Consider the following 19,323-nt stretch of genomic DNA (forward strand, 5'->3'; position numbering starts at 1 on the left):
GACCAACGACCCGCGACTATCCCATTCACCGCATCCCCCAACCCACTGCGCCTCATTTCACCCGAGGACATGCAAAGGAGCATCAGATGAGAACCACCATACGTGCCACCGTGGCTGCGGCCGCGGCGACAGCCCTGCTGGCGTTGACCGCCTGCGGGGGCACCCAAAGCGCAGGTCCTGCCAACGATGACCCCTATTCGGCCCCAGCCAAGGACGTCACTGCCACAATCTCCATTTCCAACTGGGGGGACCCGGGCGACAAAGTGGTTTACGACGGCGTCGCTGCACGCTTCAAGGAGAAGTATCCGAACGTCACGGTGAACAACAACTTCACGCCCATCACCACCTGGACCGAGTACGTCAACAAACTCGTGACCCAGGCTGCCGCCGGCCAAGCCCCAGACGTCATCAACATCGCCACCGAAGGTGTGGAGCTGGGACTGTCCAACGAGCTCTTCGCGCCAATGGACGGCTTCCTCAAAAACGACCCACAAGCGAAGTCCCTTCGGGAGAACATCGACCCGAAGCTGCTGGAAGGGTTCAGCAAAAGCGGCTCCACCTACCTGATGCCCAACACCTTCAACACCATGGTCATCTACTACAACACCAAGATGTTTGAGGCAGCCGGGATACAGCGTCCCAGCGATGACTGGACATGGGACGACTTCCTGGCGATCGCGAAGAAGCTAACGACCGGCTCCGGGGCGAACAAGGTCTACGGCTTCGCCATGCCGTATTACTCCTTCGGGATTACTCCATGGCTGTACTCCAACGGCACGTCCATGATGAGCAATGACATGAACACTGCCCAGCTGACAGATCCGAAGCTGCAGGAAACCGTCGGCTGGGTGCGGGACCTGGTCACCAAACACGGCGTGTCACCCCAGCCCAAGGGCGCCGACCCCTACCAGTTGTTCCCTGCCGGAAAGGCAGCCATGACCGGCGCCGGACACTTCGTCACCGGCGGCTTCAAAGCAGCCGGCTTCGCCGATTACGACATCCTCCCGTGGCCCAAGGGATCCACTAAGTCAACAGTCTTCGGGGCCGGAGCGTTCGCCATTTCCAAAACCTCCAAGAACCCGGAACTGTCCTGGGAGTTCATCAAGATGCTCACCGACCAGCAAACCCAGAAGAAATGGGCCGACGCCGGCGCCGCTGTCCCCTCGACCAAGACGGCTGCATCCTCACCGGAATTTCTTGCCTCGCCCAAGCACGCAGCTGAGTTTTACAACTCCCTGTCCTACGCCAAACCCGTAGCCGCCCCACGCGCCTACAACGTCCTGGACCCGGCGTTCATGAGGGCGATGGATGAAATCATGTCCGGCCAGGACATCGGCACATCCCTTCAGAGGGCACAAAAGGACGTGCAGGAGGCATTGAAGCAATGACCCTCACCGTCCCGCCAACCCAGCTGCCCCCAGCGCCCGCAGTAGGGCGCCGGGGGCGGCCCGGACGGATAAGCACGGCCCGCCGCCAGGAAGCCCTCACCGGCTATGCCTTCACCGCACCGACCATCGTCGGGTTCCTCGTCTTCGTCCTCGGCCCCCTCGTCGCTGCAATCTACCTGAGCCTGACAAAATACAATATTCTGACGCCGCCGAAATTTATCGGAATTGACAACTACGTCCGGATGTTCCGGGACGAGCGGCTGGCCCAGACCTACGGGAACACCGTGCTGTATGTGGGCGCCGCCGTTGTTCTCATCAACGGCTTCGGCCTCCTCTTCGCAGTCCTGATCAACCAGCGGCTGCCCAAAGCCCTGACCTATGTTTTCCGGTCCGCCTACTTCTTCCCCTACCTGGTCGCCCTGGTTTACGTGTCGATCATCTGGCAGGCCCTGTTCCAGAAGGACACCGGAATCCTGAACTACTACCTCACAGCCCTGGGCGGGGAAAAGATCGACTGGCTCAACAGTTCGGAATTCGCCAAAGTGTCGGTCATCATTGTCGACACCTGGCGGAACGCAGGCTTCGCGATGCTGATCTTCGTCGCCGCCCTGCAGGAAGTACCGAAAGACATGGTTGAAGCGGCCCGTATGGACGGCGCGAACGAATGGCAGATTTTCTGCAGGATCGTCATGCCCATGATCAGCCAGGCAACGTTCTTCAACATCACCATGACCATCATCGGGGCCTTTCAGATCTACGAGTCGATCATCGTGCTCACCAGGGGCGGCCCGGGCGATGCCAGCCGCAGCGTCGTGATGTACATCGCCGAAGTCGCCTTCAACAAATTCGACATGGGCTACGCCTCAGCCATCGCGGTAACCCTGTTCCTCATCATCATGCTGGTGACGCTGGCGCAGTTCCGCCTCAGGAAGTCGTGGGTGAACAATGAGTAGCGTCAACTTCGGGATCAGGGCATCCCGCACGCCAACCCGGCAGGCCAGCCGCGAGCCCGTGATTGGAAAGACCATATCGGTGGCATTGCTGATCATCGGCGCCGTCGCAATGATTGCCCCCTTCCTTTGGATGTTCACCACCTCACTCCGGGACGCAGCGCAAGCCTACGATCTGCCCCCGCAGTGGCTCCCGACGGAGTGGGACTGGACCAACTACGCGGGGGCGGTCAGCGGACCGGTTCCCATCCTTAAGAACATGCTCAATAGCGCAATCATCGCCATCGCCGTCAGCATCGGCATGATCATCACGGCACCCATGGCTGGCTACGCGTTCGCGAGGCTCCAATTTCCGGGCAAGAACTCCATCTTCGTAGGATTGCTGTCCTCCCTCATGGTTCCGGCGCAGGTCACCATTATTCCCCTGTTCCTGCTGATGCGAACCTTCGGACTCCTGGACAACCCGCTGAGCCTCATCCTGCCGGGAATCACCGGCGCGCTGGGAGTGTTCCTGCTGCGCCAGTTCTTCCTGGGCCTGCCGCAGGAAATCATCGACGCCGCCCGCATGGACGGAGCCAACGCCTGGCAAACCTACCGCCTCATCGCCTTGCCACTGGCAAAAAACGCCGTCAGCACCCTCGGCGTCATCACCTTCCTCGGTAGCTGGAATGCGTACTTTGCGCCCTCCATCTTCCTTAACAGCACCGACACCGCCACCCTCCCGCTGGGCCTGGTCCTCATGCTTGGGCCCTACGGAGCCGGCAACGTCGCTCAGGTCATGGCAGCCACCACCATCGCCATCGCCCCGGCGCTCGTCGTCTTCCTCGTGGCCCAGCGCTGGATCATCGCCAGCCTCACCCAATCAGCCGTCAAGGGCTAGCACCACCCGAAAGGTAAAACCACCATGGCTCCATCCCCACGCTCCGGCCTGCTCTCCAGCCTGACGCGGCTCTCCTCAGCACGCACCGCGCGCGCGTCAAGCTGGGACCAGACCGGACGCAACCGTGACAACTGGATCATCATGCCCGGCGAAGAACGCGTCCTTGCCGACATCCAGGGCCCCGGCGCCATCACACATATCTGGATGACACAGTCCTGCCGCATCCAGCCGGGCCCGGGCCAGATCCCGCCGGAACTCGTCGGCGTACCGATGCTCGAAATCCACAACGCCCTCGGCGTCAGCTGGGAAGTCGTTGACCCGGACTACTACCGCAAGATCCTCATCAAGATGTACTGGGACGACCAGGAAACCCCAAGCGTGCTCGCACCCCTTGGGGACTTCTTCGGACTGCTGAACTCCCTGTCCGGCTCCTACGATTCGCTGCCGCTCTCGGTCTCGGCCAAAGAAGGCGAACTGAACACCTTCGGCGGCAGCGCAGCGTTCAACAGCTACTTCGAAATGCCATTCAACTCCCGGGCCAGGATCGTCGTCGAAAACCAAAACGACATCCCCTACCTGCAATACTTCTACATTGACTACGAGCTCTACACCGAGCCGCTCCCGGAAGACACCGCCTACTTCCACGCACACTGGCGCCGGCAGAAACCCAATGCCGGTTGGGGTCCGGACCTGCAGACCAACAGCATCGAAGTCGCCATCCCCAACCTCACCGGCGAGGACAACTACGTCGTCCTCGAAACCGAAGGCCAGGGCCACTACGTCGGCTGCAACCTCGCCGTACGCCACTTCCAGGGATCATGGTGGGGCGAGGGAGACGACATGATCTTCATCGACGACGACACCTGGCCCCCCAGCCTCCACGGCACCGGAATGGAAGACTACTTCGGGCACGCCTGGGGCATGCAGCACAACGCCTTCCTCATGAACGGCACCATGGTCCACGAAGAAAACGTCCCCGGCTTCCACCACAGCTACCGATTCCACATGACCGACCCCATCCGCTTCCAAAAGCGAATCAAAGTCACATTCGAGCATGGACACGCCAACCACCTCTCCGATGACTGGTCCTCCACCGCCTACTGGTACCAGACACTCCCCTCGCCCGTCCTGGACATCGACGCCGTCGAGGAGCGCCTGCCGCTGCGGCCCCGCGAACATGTCGTAGAAGTTCCCCTGCCAGACCTGACCCCCGCCCAGCAAGCCGCCCGCAAGGCATCCGCCGAACGCATGAAGCGCTTCACGGAAGCCCGCGATGCCGTCAGGCAGGAACGAAGAGCAGAAATCGACGAATGGGAAAAGGCGAATGCGGTGCAGGCACGGGAAATCAGGGAACGGTTCCTTGCCTCCAACAGCGTCATGGCCCAGTAGCCCCAACAATCAAACGAGGACCAGCATGAATACCCACGCTCCCCGTCCCAACTTCCACTTCACGGCCAACGAAGGATGGATCAACGACCCCCTCGGCGTGACCTGGAAGGACGGCCAATACCACCTCTTTTACCAGTACGTCCCCGGCCGAACCACCTGGGCCTCCAACTGTCACTGGGGCCACGCCACGTCCCCGGACATGATCTCCTGGACCGAGCAGGGCATCGCCATTGCCCCCGGCGAAGGAGACGACGGCGTCTGGTCCGGTTCCATAGTCACCGATGACGGCGGGAACACCACCATGTTCTACACCTCCGTCACCCAGCCCGACATCGGTATCGGCACTGTCCGGACCGCGGCCCCCGAAAACCCCTCTTGGGACACCTGGGCCAAAGGCCCCAAGCTCATGAGCGCCCCGGACTTAGACGTCATCGCCTACCGTGACCCCTTCGTCTTCCGCGACGGCGGGCAATGGCGCATGTTTGTTGGCGCCGGACTCGCCAGCGGAGCCGCGGCCGCCGTCTCCTACAGTTCCCCCGACCTGGCCGTATGGACCCTGGACGGCATCGCCGCACAACGTCACGGCAGCGAAACGACCCCAGTCTGGACAGGCACCATGTGGGAATGCCCTCAGCTATTCGAGATCGACGGCTCCCATGTCCTGATTACCTCCATCTGGGAAGACGACGTCCTGCACTACGTCGCCTACGGCGTGGGAACCTACGCCGTAGGCACGTTTGAAGCCCGCTCCTGGGGACAGTTGAGTTACGGCAAGAGCTACTACGCGCCCTCCTTCTTCCGGGACAAGGATGGGGCACCGTCGCTGATCTTCTGGGCACGCGGCGTCATCAGCCAGGACGGGCAGTGGGCCAGCGCCCTCAGCATCCCCCACACTCTCTCCCTCAACGGCGACATCCTCGTAGCCACACCCCACGGAGACCTCGAAAAATACTCGAAACCGGCCAAACTCGACCAGGTCACCGACGGCGTCTTCGAGGCCGAGCTGGCCGAAGGCGCGGACCTGCGGTGCACCATCGTTTCCGGGACAGCCATCCGACTGGCAGCCCTCGCAGGGACCCTTGTCACCATCCGTCAGGACGGAAGCGCAATCCGCGTCACCACGCCGGGAAATCCAGACTTCACAGATGCCGCCCTCCCCGCTGCTGAAGGCTCACAACTGCGCATCATCATCGATACGGGGATGATCGAAATTTCCGGTCCTGAAGGAATCATGGCCATCCCCCTGCCCATCGTCGACAGTCCGGTGACGCTGACAGTAGCTGACCCTGCCGATCCACCTGGGCTTTGGACGATCTCCCGGCCGGGCAAAAAAGGATCGAAGACTCCGCATCTCGCGGCAACCTCCCTGCCCTACCCACTCGGCTAGCCCTGCCGCCAGGAAATCCGCCCGCATGTCCGCCACGCGCGAATCCTAGAAGTCGAGAGAGTCCATGGCGCCGGTGCCGTCGGCGACACCATGAACGGGCACCGCGCGAACTACCCGGTGTTCGGGAGGTGGAGGCTTACTGTCGTCCCGCCGTTTTCCCCGGCTGCGATATCCAGTCGGCCACCGTGCGCAGCGGCGATTTGTGCACAGGTTGCAAGGCCCAGGCCTGTGCCGGGCGGGTCACCTTCCCGGTGCAGCCGGACCAGGGGCTCCATGACCCTGCGGCGGTCCTTTTCACTGATGCCTTTGCCGTTATCGGACACCTGCACCACCACACCATCCTCCACGTCACGACCGGAGATCCGAATGACCGGCGGCACCTGCGGACGACGGTACGCGGCGGCGTTATGGATCAGGTTCTGCAGCGCGACCCGTATCTGCACCTGATCGGCGCTAAAGACGAAATCGGTGCATTCAACGGAAGCACCGGCCTGGGTCAGCCACTGGTTCAAATCCGTCGTGACCTCACGCACCAGTTCCGCAAGCGATATCCGGGACCGTGAGAGTGACCCGCCGATGGAGGCGAATCCAAGCAGGTCATCAACCATGGCCAGCATCCTCCTGGCACTGGAACCAATGAGGGGCAGGTACTCCGCCGGGTTTTCGCCGTCTGTTCCGTCGTCGTCCATTTCGGCCAGCTCCACATAGCCGAGAAGGGACGTCAGCGGGTTGCGAAGGTCATGGCTGACACGCCCAGTGAATTCGGCCAACCGTTCATTGCTTGACGTGGCCGACTTCAGGGCGCCGGCCAGCTCCCGGTGCAGCGCGGTCACCCGGCGGGCCGCCACGAGCCGGGTGTGCAGGAGAAAAGGATCCAGAGGCTTTGTCACGTAGTCATCGGCCCCGGCCTGCATACCGGCAAGAACATCTTCACGCGCGTCATGGGAGGTCACCAGCATGATGTACGAGTAGGAATTGGTTTCCGCTGCCCTAATGGCCCGGCACAGCGCCAGCCCGTCCATGTTGGGCATCGCCAAGTCCGTGACCACCACATCAGGCCGGTGCTGCCGGTAAATCTTCCAGGCCGCTTCCCCGTCAGCGGCCGTCAGGCACAGATGCCCGGACCGTTCGACGGCAGCCTGGGCAACCAGCAACGACCCCGCATCATCATCAGCGACCAGAACCGACAGAGGCTGCAGACTATCCAGGACCGCTCCCCCGAAGGAACGACCCGCCGTTACAGCCTTCTGCCGCCGGTGTTCCTGCCCGCCGCTTTTCCATTCCATGCTATGCCCCCGCCACGCGCCCGCTCTTGGTTCCCACAGCTCTTCCCGCCGTGACTACATCCTTACCCACCTGAAGCATCGATGAACAGTCTGTGCGCGTGGGCACCGCATCCCGGCTAGGCCTGGTCCCCCTCTCCAAGGGCATGAAAGGAGGGCCGTTACCCACATTCCTCAGCTGCTGGCGTGGGCCCAGAGGGGCCCGTCACTGTCTGACGTCGGTCCAGTCAGGGACACGGACCAGATTCGTCAACGTGATCGCTTCGAGACTGCGTCTTCAGCGGGCCTCCCAGGTGGCGATGGCGCGCTCGCTCGGCGAAACGGTCGGCAGGTGTTTCGAGGCTGCCGGTCAATCTGTGATGAACACGGCGTGCCCGATCCATTCGGGTTTTGCGATAGCGTCGACGGCGGCTCGACCTACCGTGTCGAACCTGGTGTTGTAGTGCCACCACACGCTCTGGTCCAGGCGCCTGCGGTAGCCGCGCACGCCGTCGCCAGAGACGAGCCGCGAGGGTCGCAAGAGGGTCCAGGACGTGTCGCTGGCTCGAATTACGTTCTCCATCGCGCGGGTGTCCTCGTTGTTCGTCTTGAGCATCCGTTCGAGGATGGGCTTGGCGATGAAGCGGGACAGCGGGTCGTCGCTCGCAACATAGGCACCCGCAGCCGAGACCGCAACCAGACGGGACGCCCCGGCGGACGCCATGGCTGCGGTGAGCGCGACCGCGCCATCGTGCAGCACCGTGTTGTCCCGATCACTGGTGACGTGCCCGACGCAGGAGACCACGGCGTCCACTCCCGTGAGAGTGGCGGCCAGCCCCGCCTCGTCGCGGACGTCCACTTGCACGACCGTCGTCCCCTGCGGTGCGGACGCGGGGGTGCGTACGAATGAGATAACGTCGTGACCCGCCGCGAGAGCATGAGCGACGGTCGCCCTGCCGGTCCGGCCCGATGCTCCGATGACTGCGACTCGCATGCGAACTCCACTAATCGAATAGAGGTTAGTAAACAATTACTAACGTAGACTAGTGAACATGCGGAACCGTGAGGAAGTCAAGCCGGCGCGTGAACGGATACTAGATGCCGCCGCGACCGTGATGCGCGAGAAGGGCCTGGCGAAAACCACGACCAAATTGATCGCCGCTGCCGCCGGCTACTCCGAGGCCATGCTCTACAAGCATTTCGCCGACAAACAGGAGTTGTTCCTTCTGGTCTTGAAGGAACGGAGCCCCTCGGCGCAGCTTCAGCTCGAGGCCGCCGGCAGCGGAAACCTTGCGGAAAACCTTACCCGCATTGTCCAGGAGCTCATGGGATTCTTCGTGCAGACCTTCCCCATGGCCGCATCCATCTTCGGCTCCCCAGAACTTCTCGCCCAGCACCGCACGGGAGTAACGGGGCGCGGATACGGGCCCGCCGGGCCTGTGCTCAGCCTGCAGGCTTACCTCGATGCAGAACGAGACGCCGGACGCGTTGCTGCAACGAGCAACACCGCATCGGTGGCCCGGCTCCTCATCGGAGTTGCTTTTCATCAAGGGTTCCTCGCCGCATTCGAAGGTCACGACGACGTGCCCAATGCCAGGACCAAAGCCGAAGAAGCTGTCGCGGCCATCCTCCCCGCTCTCACGCGGGAACCATAGCCACAAGGGGTGGCCTCTTGAAGACCGTCCCATTTCCTGGAACCGGGACTCCGCGCAGTCCTTGCACCAATGACTTGGACACCGAGCCGTCGCGTCCGATGAAGCAATGCTGCCGCACCCCATTTTGGAGGGGGCGCGGCAGTCGCTCTGTGTTCGGATCCGGCACCTACCGGGCGATTTCCGGCCCGCCGATTCCGGCCAGCAGCCCCTCGCAGCACATTTGTCGACTCGAATTCAGTCACCGCGGGTCACCCCCTTTCAGACCCGCCTTGGGAGAAGTACCGAAACTTCCATAACTGAATGCGGGATGACTGGGCCCGTGATGTGATGATCGAGCTGTCAGGCCTGACGACTGACATGCATGGGGCTCTCCTTGTCGCGAACCCGCGACACGCCGACGTTCTAAGACCCCGGACGGGTAGCCCCGCGGACTGGCAGTCTTACTAAGCTAAGTCCGTGCGGGAGGAGACAAGTGCCTCACTGATGGCCCGAACGGCTTCAAGTTCCGATGCCAGGCCAGCCAGTTCGATTCCGGCATCGGCTGTTTGTGAGGCGGATCCGGTGTCGCTGAGTCCATCTGCCCGAAGGCTGATCAGGGACTCGACCAGCCGGAACATCAGGTCTCCAAGCGGTGCCCGCCCTTTCGGGCCTGGCGCGAGCAGATCCTCCACGTCCTTTCCCAACGCCCGGTACAGGTTTCGCAGTTCCAGCCGGTCATTGGCGAACCGCTGAAAGCGGTCGGTGCGCGCCTCGGGCAGATGGTAGAGCACACCGAGGTTCCAACGGGCCTGGCAGAGTTGGCTCCCGTCGAACAACGCGACGGCATGCAGACGGGCCGCCGCTTCGACCGGCTTGCCCGGACGGTCGATCCGGTGGACCGTCCTCGCGAAGGCGAGGCTAGGCGCCACGGTCCCGTCGAGGAGTTCTCCGAGGATGTCCTCCTTGGTGGCGAAGTGGTGGTACAGCGACGACTGCCGGATGCCAACCGCATCCGCAATGGCGCGTGTGGGGGTGTTCGCGAAGCCCTGATTCGTGAAGAGCTCCGCCGCTGCATCCAGGATTTCCTCGCGTGCGGTGGAGCCGGGGCGCACGGATTGCTTCTTTCTGGGGCGTCCAGGTCCGGCTGAAGTCACCCCACATTCTTACATCGGCCAGCGAGGCTACACCGCAACCAAGAACCGGTGAGGTTTCGTTCACATGACCGAAATTAGCCGGTTACAGGCCTTTTACGGGTGCGAAACTATCTGAGGATATCCAGCTGGAAAACTATCAATTGACCGGTATTACGGACGGCCTCCATGGCCGCCGGTCCCGTCGTCACTCCCACTTCCAGACACGGAGAAACCGATGACCTCAACGCTCCCCGCGGCATCCGCCCACGCGGACGACGCCGACCTCACCTCGCTCGGATACCAGCCTTCCCTGCACCGCAAACTCGGCCGCTATGAGTCGTTCGCGGCAGGCTTCTCGTTCGTTTCCATCCTGACCACCATCTTCCAGCTCTTCGCCTTCGGCTATTCCTTCGCCGGCCCTGCCTTCTTCTGGACCTGGCCCGTTGTCCTCATCGGTCAGCTCCTCGTGGCCCTGAACTTCGCCGAACTCGCGGCCAGGTATCCCCTGTCCGGCGCTGTCTACCAATGGGCGCGCCGCATGGGAGGCCAGGGCGTCGGCTGGTTCGCCGGCTGGTTCATGGCCATCGCCCAAGTGATCACCGCGGCCGCCGCAGCGATAGCCCTGCAGGTTGTCCTGCCGCAGCTGTGGGACGGCTTCCAGATTGTCGGCGGCGACCCGGCACTGGCCAGCGTCACCGGTGCTACGAACGCCGTCATCCTCGGCGCCGGACTCCTGGTGGTCACCACCATCATCAACTGCCTCGGCGTGAAGCTGATGTCGCACGTCAATTCAATCGGCGTCACCTGCGAAATCGTGGGGGTAGCCGCCGTCATCCTGGCGTTGATCTCGGCCGCTCAAAGGGGACCCGACGTCGTCGCGGATGTCAGCGTAATCAGCAGCTCCGATCTGGGAGCGGTGGGGGCCTTCCTGGTCTCCGGCCTGATGGCCGCCTACGTCATGGTGGGCTTCAATTCAGCCGGGGAGCTGTCCGAGGAGACAAGGAATCCGCGCCGGACCGCGCCTCGCACCATCCTCTCGGCCCTGGTCATCTCGGGAATCGGCGGTGGACTCATGATCGTCACAGCACTCATGGCGGCGCCCAGCCTCGACGACGGCCGCCTCGCCACCGAAGGCCTCCCGTACGTCCTGACCGCCGTCCTGGGTACGTTCTGGGGCAAAGTCCTGCTGGTGGACGTAGCCGTTGCGATTTTTGTCTGCACCCTGGCCATCCAGACGGCCGGCTCCCGCCTGGTGTTCTCCATGGCCCGGGACCGCCAGCTCCCCGCCTCTGCCCTTCTGTCCTCCGTTCACCCACGTCGCGGCACACCCGCCTGGCCCTCCGTTGCCATCGGCGGGCTCGCGGTCGGAGTCCTCGCCATCAACATCGGCAACGCAGCGCTCTTCACCACACTCTGCAGCGTCTGCATCGTCATGGTGTACCTGGCGTACCTGCTCGTCACCGTCCCCCAACTCATCAACCGCCTCCGCGGTGACTGGGGCCGGGTAGGCCAGGCCATGCCCGCCGGCCTGTTTTCGCTGGGCCGCTGGGGCCTGCCGGTCAACATCCTCGCCGTACTCTACGGGGCAGCCATGGTCATCAACCTCGCCTGGCCGCGCCCGGAAGTCTATGACCCCAGCGGCGGGAACACCGTACTCCTGTTCTCCGCGCCCCTGATGGTTGGCGCGGTCCTCCTCCTCGGCTTGTGGGTCCGGAAGCGGACACTGTCCCAAGCAGCCTGAGCCATCACCACCAACTACCTGGGAAAGACCTCCATGACGCACACCCTAGAAGCCCCGGAAACAGCCACAGCCAGCACAGCCCCAGCCAGCACCGCGACAACGGCCGGCGCACGTGCCCACGCCCGCGCCCAGCATGGACGGATCGCTGAAACCATGATCCATGTGCCCGCTTCCTCCGCTCCGGAACGCCTGACAGCCGGACTGAACAAGGAGGCCATAGCCTCTCTCACCTGGGCGGAATCCCTGGCCTTCGGCCGGTACACCCACCTGGAACTGGCCCGAGGAACCCGAATTCGGCTGACAGACACCAGCGGCGATGCGTGCGTCCACGCGGTCCTCCTCCGCGGCGGCGCCACGTACGAACGGCTCAACGTAGCCGACACCGTAAAAGTCCCCTGGCAGGCCTACATCGGCCTGGGCCACCCGCTCCTATCCGATGCGGGACGACTCATGGCCACCGTCGTCTCCGACTCGTCGGGCCGGCATGATGCCCTCACCGGCACCACGCACCTCGCCGGGAACGAGGCCAAGTACGGCGCCGGTTCCGCCCATAGCGCCTCCCCCGCCGGCCGCGAACTCCTGACCCTCGGGGCACTCAAGCACGGCGTTACGCAGCGGCAAATGCCGCCGTCGATCTCGTTCTTCAAAGGCATCACGGTGGACCCGGAGGGCAGCATCGGTTTCGCCGGCAGCGCCGGCGCGGGAGCCGCCGTCGAACTTCTCCTCCACATGGACACCATCTTGGTGCTCGCCAACACAGCCCATCCACTGGACCCACGGTCATCGTTCGAAGGCAGCGCTGTGGACATTGTCGCCTGGCGGGCGCCGCAGGACCTCGAAGCCCTGGCCGCGGGCAGGCTCGGTCTTGTCCTCGGGCCCGAACACCTGCTCGCCCTGCAGAACACCGAACACGACAACACAGCAAGGACCTCCGCATGAACCCCGCCGCAGCCCTGTCGCACGCCACGCAGCCGGACGCGGCTCCGCTCGCCCTGGTGAACGGTGACGTGGTCCTGGACGAATACGTCCAGTCCCGCGGACCATGGTCCGCCGTAGTCGCCGCCGGCGATGTCCTCACGATCGTTGATGTGGAGGGCAACCAGGCGGTGGACTGCCTCCTGTATTCAGCCAACGATGTCGGCACCCGCTACTCCGCGGCCGTCACCATCGCGTCGCAGCGTTCGATTTTCCTCACCACCGGCACGGTCCTGCGGGCAGACAGCGGAACCGCCCTCATGACCGTGGTGGACGACGAAGTAGGCGTTCACGACACGATCGGCGGGGCCTGTTCCCAGGAATCGAACACCCTCCGCTATGGACACCACACTCATGATCAGCACGCCTGCGTGGAGAACTTCCTCATCGAGGGTTCCAAGTGGGGCCTTGGAAAGCCGGACCTTGTCTCCAACATCAACTGGTTCATGAATGTGCCGGTAGATCCGGACGGAGCCCTCGGCATCGTGGACGGCCTCTCGGCCCCGGGCAAGCGCGTCGCCCTTCGTGCCGAGATGGACACGCTGGTCCTGGTCTCCAACTGCCCGCAAATCAATAACCCCTGCAACGGCTTCAACCCGACGCCCGTGCGTATGATCGTCACTCGTCCGGAGGCTTCACGATGAACCGCTTCGATACGCTCCTGGTCGCTAACCGCGGCGAAATTGCCTGCCGAATTATCGGGACCGCACGGAAGATCGGCCTCCGCACCGTGGCCGTTTTCTCCGAGGCGGACCGCGGAGCCCGGCACGTCCGGCTCGCCGACGAAGCCGTGCTCCTCGGCCCGGCGCCGGCCAAGGAATCCTACCTCCGTGTGGACGCCATCCTTGCTGCCGCTGCCGCCACAGGCGCCGGGGCAATCCACCCCGGTTACGGTTTCCTTTCCGAAGATGCCGCATTCGCGGAAGCCGTGGAGGCTGCGGGGCTGGTTTTCGTCGGGCCCACGCCGGAACAGCTAAGCATCTTCGGCACGAAGCACACCGCACGGGACGCTGCCCAACGCGCCGGCGTCCCCATGATCGCCGGCTCGGGACTGCTCGAGGATCTGGACGCCGCAGTGGCCGCCGCGAAAACAATTGGCTTCCCGCTCATGCTCAAGGCAACAGGCGGCGGTGGCGGCATCGGCATGGCGGTGTGCCGAAGTGAGGCCGAACTGGCCGAAAGCTACGCCCGCGTATCCCGGCTGGCCAGTTCAAGCTTCGGGACGGCCGGTGTGTTCGCCGAACGCTATATTGAGCACGCCCGGCATGTGGAAGTCCAGATTTTCGGCGACGGCGAGGGCAGGGTGGTTTCCCTCGGTGACCGCGACTGCTCACTGCAACGCAGGCACCAGAAGGTGCTGGAGGAGGCGCCGGCGCCCGATCTTCCTGCTGAACTGCGGGAGGAACTCCATCGCACCTCGCGGGCGCTCTGCGCCTCGGTGGGTTATCGGTCGGCAGGAACTGTGGAGTTCGTGTACGACCCCTCCCGGCAGGAGGCGTCCTTCCTCGAGGTCAACGCCCGCCTCCAGGTGGAGCACCCGGTCACCGAGGCCGTCACCGGCGTGGACCTCGTCGAATGGATGCTTGAACTGGCCCAGGAAAACCCTGTGCTGCAGGGGATTCCGGACAGCCTTCCGGTCACCGGCCACGCCGTGGAGGCCCGTATCTATGCCGAAGACCCCGCACGAAACTTCCAGCCGAGTGCCGGGACGCTGACTAATGTGCAGTACCCGCAGCGTGGAGAGATCGACTGCGGAAACGTCCGGGTGGATGCCTGGGCGGAGACCGGCAGCGAAGTATCCACCAATTACGATCCCCTTCTGGGCAAGCTCATTACCTCTGCCAGCACGCGCGACCGCGCCTTCGATGTACTGGCCGGCGCCCTCGCGGAGACCAGGCTGGACGGCATCGAGACGAACCTGGGGATGCTCCGCGCGGTGACGGGACTGCAACACGTCCGCACAGCCATGCACTCCACCGGAACCCTTGACCACGTGGGCGATCCCGAACCGCGCATTACTGTCGAGCGGCCCGGCCTCCAAACCAGCGTGCAGGATTGGCCGGGACGCACCGGGCTATGGCAGATCGGTGTCCCGCCGAGCGGCCCGATGGACGATCTCTCCTTCCGTCTGGGCAATGTGGCGCTGGGCAACCCTGAAGGCGTTCCCGGACTGGAGTTCACCATGGCAGGCCCGGCACTGCATTTCACGCATCCCACCACCATCTGCGTGACCGGCGCCCATGTGTCCGTGACTATTAACGGCATCCCCGCGCCCGCCTGGGAGCCAGTGGTTGTTCCCGCCGGCGGCGTCCTGGATATCGGATCTGCTGACAGCGCGGGGCTCCGCGGCTACGTTCTGTTCGAGGGTGGACTGGATGTCCCCGAATACCTGGGCAGCGCCTCCACCTTCACGCTCGGCCAGTTTGGCGGGCACGGCGGCAGGGTCCTGCGTGCCGGCGACGTGTTGCGGGCGGCTTCCGGCACTTTGGCTGAGTCCGCGGCGCCTGTCCCGGCAAACCACCGTCCCGCCCTCAGCAACCACTGGGAACTCATGGTTGTGGAGGGGCCCCACGGCGCGCCGGAGTTCTTCCAGCGCGAAGACATCCAGGAACTGTTCTCCGCCGAGTACGATGTGCACTTCAACTCGGCGCGCACCGGTGTCCGGTTGATCGGCCCGAAGCCGCGCTGGGCGCGGAACGACGGCGGCGAGGCAGGCCTGCACCCGTCCAACATCCACGACACCGCGTACTCCGTGGGAGCCCTCGACTTCACCGGCGACACGCCTATCCTCCTTGGACCCGATGGCCCAAGCCTGGGCGGTTTCGTCTGCCCGGTCACCGTCGTCACCGGAGATCGGTGGAAGCTTGGTCAGCTCCGGCCCGGCGACAAAGTCCGGTTTGTGCCTATTCCTGCGGCCCAGGCACCTTCATCCAGGGAACTCGGGCCAGCGCGCCAGCTTCTCCTCCCCGGGGCGCCGTTGAAGGCAGATGGCGACGACGGCGTGCTGGGCCGCGTGCCGGAAAGCGATGGCCGTCCGTCGGTCACCTACCGCCGTTCCGGAGACGACAACCTGCTGGTCGAGTACGGCGACATGGTTCTGGACCTCGGCCTGAGGGCACGCGTGCACGCGCTGCATCAGGAACTCGAGAGGCTGGGAATCAAGGGTGTGGTGGACCTCACCCCCGGCATCCGCTCGCTGCAGGTCAAGGTGGATCCTTCTGTACTGCCGACGGCCGCGCTGCTGGGGATGGTCAGGGAGATCGACACAGCCCTGCCCGCCAGTTCGGAGCTTGTGGTGCCCAGCCGCAGGGTCCGCCTTCCGCTGTCCTGGGACGACCCGGCCACGCGCGAGGCGATTGAGCGCTACATGGCAGGCGTTCGCGACGACGCACCATGGTGCCCATGGAATATCGAGTTCATCAGACGCGTCAACGGCCTGGACTCCGTGAACGACGTGTTTGACACCGTCTTCAACGCCGAATACCTCGTCCTCGGACTCGGCGACGTCTACCTCGGCGCCCCCGTGGCCACGCCTCTGGACCCGCGACACCGTTTAGTCACCACCAAATACAACCCGGCACGGACCTGGACCCCGGAAAACGCCGTAGGCATCGGCGGCGCCTACCTGTGCATCTACGGCATGGAGGGGCCGGGCGGCTATCAATTCGTCGGCCGGACAACGCAGGTCTGGTCCCGGCACGCGAGTGCGGCGCCTTTCGAGCCCGGCTCGCCGTGGCTGCTGCGATTCTTCGACCGGATCTCCTGGTACCCCGTGAGTCCCGAGGAACTCCTGGACCTGCGGGCCGATATGGCTGCCGGCCGGGGCCGCGGCGTCGAGATCGAAGACGGCACCTTCTCCCTAGCCGAACACGAAGACTTCCTCGCCCGGAACAGTGAGTCGATCGAGGCCTTCCGCACCCGCCAGGCGGCGGCATTCGCCGTCGAACGGCAGGTGTGGGAGGACGCAGGTGAGTTCGACCGCGCCGAAGCGGCAGCCGATGTCGCCGTCGTCGCCGGGGACGTGGTGGTGCCCGACGGTGGCGCAATGGTCGCGTCGCCCTTCGCCGCGAGCGTCTGGAAAGTCGACGTCGAACCCGGCCAGCGCGTGGTGGCTGGGCAAGCGCTGGCATCCATCGAGGCGATGAAGATGGAGACGGTCATCACCGCGCCGAACGACGGGATTGTGCATCAAGTGCTGGCGTCGGCCGGCACCCAGGTAGTGGCCGGTGAACCTCTCGTGGTGCTCGCGACGGCAGCTGGAGAGAACGACGACTTGATACTTGAAGGGAGCGCCGCATGAACCCCACCCGCGCATTGGCAACAGGGTCGACGACGGCGCGGGTCACCGCTGCACTCGAGGCGATAGACGCCGTCGACCGCCCGGAGATCTGGATCCATCTTCGGGGTGGCGCGGAACTGCTCGCCGAGGCTGCCCGGATCGACGCGGCGGTCGCCGCCGGAGCGGACCTGCCGCTCGCCGGGCTCCTGCTCGCCGTCAAAAACAACGTTGACGTCGCCGGAATCCCGACGACGGCGGCGTGCCCCGGCTTTGCCTGCGTCCCTGAACGGGACGCCGCGGCAGTGGCACGGCTGCGGGCTGCGGGCGCCATCGTGCTGGGGGCGAGCAACCTTGACCAGTTCGCCACCGGACTCGTCGGCACGCGCAGTCCGTATGGTGCTGTCCGCGATGCGCGGAGGCCGGACCGCATCTCCGGCGGATCAAGCTCAGGATCCGCTGTTGCAGTAGCCCTGGGCCTTGTGGACATCGCGATCGGCACTGACACAGCCGGTTCGGGACGCGTTCCGGCCGGACTGCAAGGCATCGTGGGGATCAAACCTACGCTGAGCGTGGTGTCTACGGAGGGTATGGTGCCGGCCTGCAGGTCCTGGGACACCGCCACGATCTTTGCCCGCGACCTCCCCACCGCCCACTTGGCGGTGGGCATCATGGCCGGGGATTCCAGGCCGTGGCCATCGGACATCCGGCTCGCCGCGCCGTCGGTCCCCCGGGTCGCCTACCCCGCGTCCCTCCCTGCGCTGCCGGACGCCTGGGCAGAGGCGTTTGGAACCCAGATCGAGCGGCTGCGTGCCGGCGGCGTTGACGCCGAGCCGATCGAGCTGGATGTCTTCCTTGCGGCAGCGCGGCTGCTGTACGACGGCGCGCTGGTCGCCGAGCGCTACGCCGCCGTCGGGAGTTTCATCGACGCGGCACTGGACGCGGTGCAGGACTTACAGGACGACACCGACGTCGGACTCGACCCGACGGTAACCGGCATCATCACCGCCGCCGGCCGGCTCCCCGCCCACGGCTACGTTACAGACACGGACAGACTGGAACGGCTCAAGCGTGAAGCGCTGTCCGGCTTGCGGGGGTTCGATGCACTGATTGTGCCAACTGCGCCATTCCATCCCACGATTAGCGAGGTGGCCGCCGATCCGGTGGGAGTGAATTCGCGCATGGGCACATACACGAACTTCTGCAATCTCTTTGATTTCTGTGCAGTCTCGGTTCCGGCGGGCACCGTCACTGAGGTGGATGGCGTGTCGCAGTTCGGGCTGACCGTGGTGGGGCGGACGTTCGACGACGGGCTGGTCGCCGATATCGCTCGGCGCGTCGAAGCCAGCCCTGAGCCACCCGCGCTCTTTGCAGGCGGGGCTTCGCCGGCCCCCTTGTCGACGCATCAGCGACCGTGGCCTGTGGCGGCGGGCGCCGCCGTCGTTCCCTTGGTGGTGGTGGGCGCACACCGCAAGGGACAGCCCCTTGCCGGCGAGCTTGAACGCCGTGGTGCTTTCTGGGACGGGCCGGTCACCCTGGCGCCGCGGTATCGGATGGTTGCATTGGATACGCAGCCGCCGAAGCCCGGCGTCTTCCGGTCCGACGACGGCGCCGAACTGGTTGCCGAGCGCTGGCTGCTGTCAGAGGCTGCGCTGGGCTCCTTCCTCTCGGAGCTGCCTGAACCGATGCTGCTCGGCTCTGTCCAACTGACCGACGGTTCCACGGCGGTTGGCTTCGCATGCGACGCGGTCGCGGCCTCCAAAGGCAGGGACATCACCGACGTCGGTGACTGGCTCGCATTCCAGGAAGCCGCGATGAGTCCACGCTCTACAGCTCGGAAGGCCCTGACGTTCTCGAACGACATCCTTCGGCGCCTGGGCCAGGAAACCTTGAAAGCATTCATCAGGGGCCTGCAGCGGGGGCACTGAGAACAACACGGCGAAGGGGCAGTGCCTGCATGGTCCGGAATTGCCCCTTCGGGTGACTTCGAGGTGAATGATCGCTTCGCGGTCACCCTGACCTGCATGACGAAGCCAGGGACGATCCCGAGTGGCGGACGCGACGGACTCAATCCAAAACCTCCCCGCATTTCTGTATCGCTTCCACCGTCGCAGGTTGTTGTCCCAGCAGGGATCTGCGGCCGGAGGCCTCTGGACCGGTTGGGTCGTCCGCACTTCCGGCTTAGGTGAGAATCGCTTCATCAGTCTCGGGCTCGGTCGCGATCAGCCCGATCTTTTTTGTAGGTTTCCCCGGCAGGGTGTCCATAGATCGCTTCTACTGGCCGGCGAAGGTCCGCCCAAGCCGCTGC

At 64.4% G+C, this 19,323-nt stretch carries 14 protein-coding genes; 11 read left to right on the forward strand and 3 right to left on the reverse strand.

Annotation, left to right across the window (positions count from 1 at the left end; all coding sequences use genetic code 11):
* The first annotated feature begins 86 nt into the window (after positions 1 to 86).
* From LD110_RS03130 to LD110_RS03150, 5 genes are read left to right on the forward strand one after another with little or no spacing between them, the layout of a single operon-like run.
* Entirely contained in the window at positions 87 to 1,388 is a 1,302-nt protein-coding gene (locus LD110_RS03130) for a sugar ABC transporter substrate-binding protein (RefSeq protein ID WP_225496271.1), read from the forward strand.
* Positions 1,385 to 2,341 (forward strand): carbohydrate ABC transporter permease, encoded by a 957-nt coding sequence (locus tag LD110_RS03135; protein WP_225496272.1) that lies wholly within the window; start codon positions 1,385 to 1,387, stop codon positions 2,339 to 2,341. The genes LD110_RS03130 and LD110_RS03135 overlap by 4 nt, the downstream gene beginning before the upstream one ends.
* Positions 2,334 to 3,218, forward strand: coding sequence for a carbohydrate ABC transporter permease (locus LD110_RS03140; protein WP_225496273.1), 885 nt, complete (start codon positions 2,334 to 2,336; stop codon positions 3,216 to 3,218). The genes LD110_RS03135 and LD110_RS03140 overlap by 8 nt, the downstream gene beginning before the upstream one ends.
* Positions 3,219 to 3,242: 24 nt before the next feature.
* The gene (locus tag LD110_RS03145; RefSeq protein ID WP_225496274.1) at positions 3,243 to 4,607 is read left to right on the forward strand and encodes a glycoside hydrolase family 172 protein; all 1,365 of its coding nucleotides are present in this window, start codon (positions 3,243 to 3,245) and stop codon (positions 4,605 to 4,607) included.
* A gap of 25 nt (positions 4,608 to 4,632) precedes the next feature.
* Positions 4,633 to 5,994 carry a glycoside hydrolase family 32 protein gene (locus LD110_RS03150; RefSeq protein WP_225496275.1) on the forward strand — a complete coding sequence of 454 codons (1,362 nt, stop codon included), beginning with the start codon at positions 4,633 to 4,635 and terminating at the stop codon, positions 5,992 to 5,994.
* A gap of 110 nt (positions 5,995 to 6,104) precedes the next feature.
* Here the strand turns inward: LD110_RS03150 and LD110_RS03155 are convergent, their stop codons facing one another.
* Both LD110_RS03155 and LD110_RS03160 read right to left on the reverse strand, forming a co-directional pair.
* Complete coding sequence (locus LD110_RS03155) at positions 6,105 to 7,280, reverse strand: response regulator (protein ID WP_225496276.1); 1,176 nt, start codon at positions 7,278 to 7,280, stop codon at positions 6,105 to 6,107.
* A 346-nt stretch (positions 7,281 to 7,626) separates the two neighbouring features.
* Positions 7,627 to 8,250 (reverse strand): NAD(P)-dependent oxidoreductase, encoded by a 624-nt coding sequence (locus LD110_RS03160; protein ID WP_225496277.1) that lies wholly within the window; start codon positions 8,248 to 8,250, stop codon positions 7,627 to 7,629.
* A gap of 58 nt (positions 8,251 to 8,308) precedes the next feature.
* Here LD110_RS03160 and LD110_RS03165 point away from each other — a divergent pair, with 58 nt between their 5' ends.
* Positions 8,309 to 8,911, forward strand: a complete 603-nt coding sequence (locus tag LD110_RS03165) for a TetR/AcrR family transcriptional regulator (protein ID WP_225496278.1) — start codon at positions 8,309 to 8,311, stop codon at positions 8,909 to 8,911.
* 443 nt (positions 8,912 to 9,354) lie between these two features.
* On the opposite strand, the gene LD110_RS03170 is transcribed toward LD110_RS03165, so the two are convergent.
* A complete protein-coding gene (locus LD110_RS03170; protein ID WP_225496279.1) occupies positions 9,355 to 10,044 on the reverse strand; it encodes a TetR/AcrR family transcriptional regulator in 690 nt (229 codons plus the stop codon).
* Between the two features lie 214 nt (positions 10,045 to 10,258).
* On the opposite strand from LD110_RS03170, the gene LD110_RS03175 reads away from it, so the two are divergent.
* Genes LD110_RS03175 through atzF form a run of 5 tightly spaced genes read left to right on the forward strand, consistent with a single transcriptional unit; the run spans position 10,259 to position 18,943 of the window.
* Complete coding sequence (locus tag LD110_RS03175) at positions 10,259 to 11,764, forward strand: amino acid permease (protein ID WP_225496280.1); 1,506 nt, start codon at positions 10,259 to 10,261, stop codon at positions 11,762 to 11,764.
* A 33-nt stretch (positions 11,765 to 11,797) separates the two neighbouring features.
* The gene (locus LD110_RS03180; protein ID WP_225496281.1) at positions 11,798 to 12,703 is read left to right on the forward strand and encodes an urea amidolyase associated protein UAAP1; all 906 of its coding nucleotides are present in this window, start codon (positions 11,798 to 11,800) and stop codon (positions 12,701 to 12,703) included.
* Positions 12,700 to 13,383, forward strand: a complete 684-nt coding sequence (locus LD110_RS03185) for an urea amidolyase associated protein UAAP2 (RefSeq protein WP_225496282.1) — start codon at positions 12,700 to 12,702, stop codon at positions 13,381 to 13,383. The genes LD110_RS03180 and LD110_RS03185 overlap by 4 nt, the downstream gene beginning before the upstream one ends.
* The gene (gene uca / locus LD110_RS03190; RefSeq protein ID WP_225496283.1) at positions 13,380 to 17,039 is read left to right on the forward strand and encodes an urea carboxylase; all 3,660 of its coding nucleotides are present in this window, start codon (positions 13,380 to 13,382) and stop codon (positions 17,037 to 17,039) included. Before LD110_RS03185 ends, uca begins: the two co-directional genes overlap by 4 nt.
* Positions 17,036 to 18,943: an allophanate hydrolase gene (gene atzF / locus LD110_RS03195; protein ID WP_225496284.1), complete on the forward strand. Its 1,908-nt coding sequence runs from the start codon at positions 17,036 to 17,038 to the stop codon at positions 18,941 to 18,943. The genes uca and atzF overlap by 4 nt, the downstream gene beginning before the upstream one ends.
* Positions 18,944 to 19,323 lie beyond the last annotated feature (380 nt).

The sequence above is a fragment of the Arthrobacter sp. M4 genome (assembly GCF_020251205.1).
Taxonomy (GTDB): domain Bacteria; phylum Actinomycetota; class Actinomycetes; order Actinomycetales; family Micrococcaceae; genus Arthrobacter.

Coding starts and splice junctions, on each gene's coding strand:
- LD110_RS03135 (WP_225496272.1), top strand. CDS start 1,385: ATGACCCTCACCGTCCCGCCAACCCAGCTGCCCCCAGCGCCCGCAGTA.
- LD110_RS03150 (WP_225496275.1), top strand. CDS start 4,633: ATGAATACCCACGCTCCCCGTCCCAACTTCCACTTCACGGCCAACGAA.
- LD110_RS03165 (WP_225496278.1), top strand. CDS start 8,309: ATGCGGAACCGTGAGGAAGTCAAGCCGGCGCGTGAACGGATACTAGAT.
- LD110_RS03160 (WP_225496277.1), bottom strand. CDS start 8,250: ATGCGAGTCGCAGTCATCGGAGCATCGGGCCGGACCGGCAGGGCGACC.
- LD110_RS03145 (WP_225496274.1), top strand. CDS start 3,243: ATGGCTCCATCCCCACGCTCCGGCCTGCTCTCCAGCCTGACGCGGCTC.
- LD110_RS03180 (WP_225496281.1), top strand. CDS start 11,798: ATGACGCACACCCTAGAAGCCCCGGAAACAGCCACAGCCAGCACAGCC.
- LD110_RS03130 (WP_225496271.1), top strand. CDS start 87: ATGAGAACCACCATACGTGCCACCGTGGCTGCGGCCGCGGCGACAGCC.
- atzF (WP_225496284.1), top strand. CDS start 17,036: ATGAACCCCACCCGCGCATTGGCAACAGGGTCGACGACGGCGCGGGTC.
- uca (WP_225496283.1), top strand. CDS start 13,380: ATGAACCGCTTCGATACGCTCCTGGTCGCTAACCGCGGCGAAATTGCC.
- LD110_RS03185 (WP_225496282.1), top strand. CDS start 12,700: ATGAACCCCGCCGCAGCCCTGTCGCACGCCACGCAGCCGGACGCGGCT.
- LD110_RS03155 (WP_225496276.1), bottom strand. CDS start 7,280: ATGGAATGGAAAAGCGGCGGGCAGGAACACCGGCGGCAGAAGGCTGTA.
- LD110_RS03140 (WP_225496273.1), top strand. CDS start 2,334: ATGAGTAGCGTCAACTTCGGGATCAGGGCATCCCGCACGCCAACCCGG.
- LD110_RS03175 (WP_225496280.1), top strand. CDS start 10,259: ATGACCTCAACGCTCCCCGCGGCATCCGCCCACGCGGACGACGCCGAC.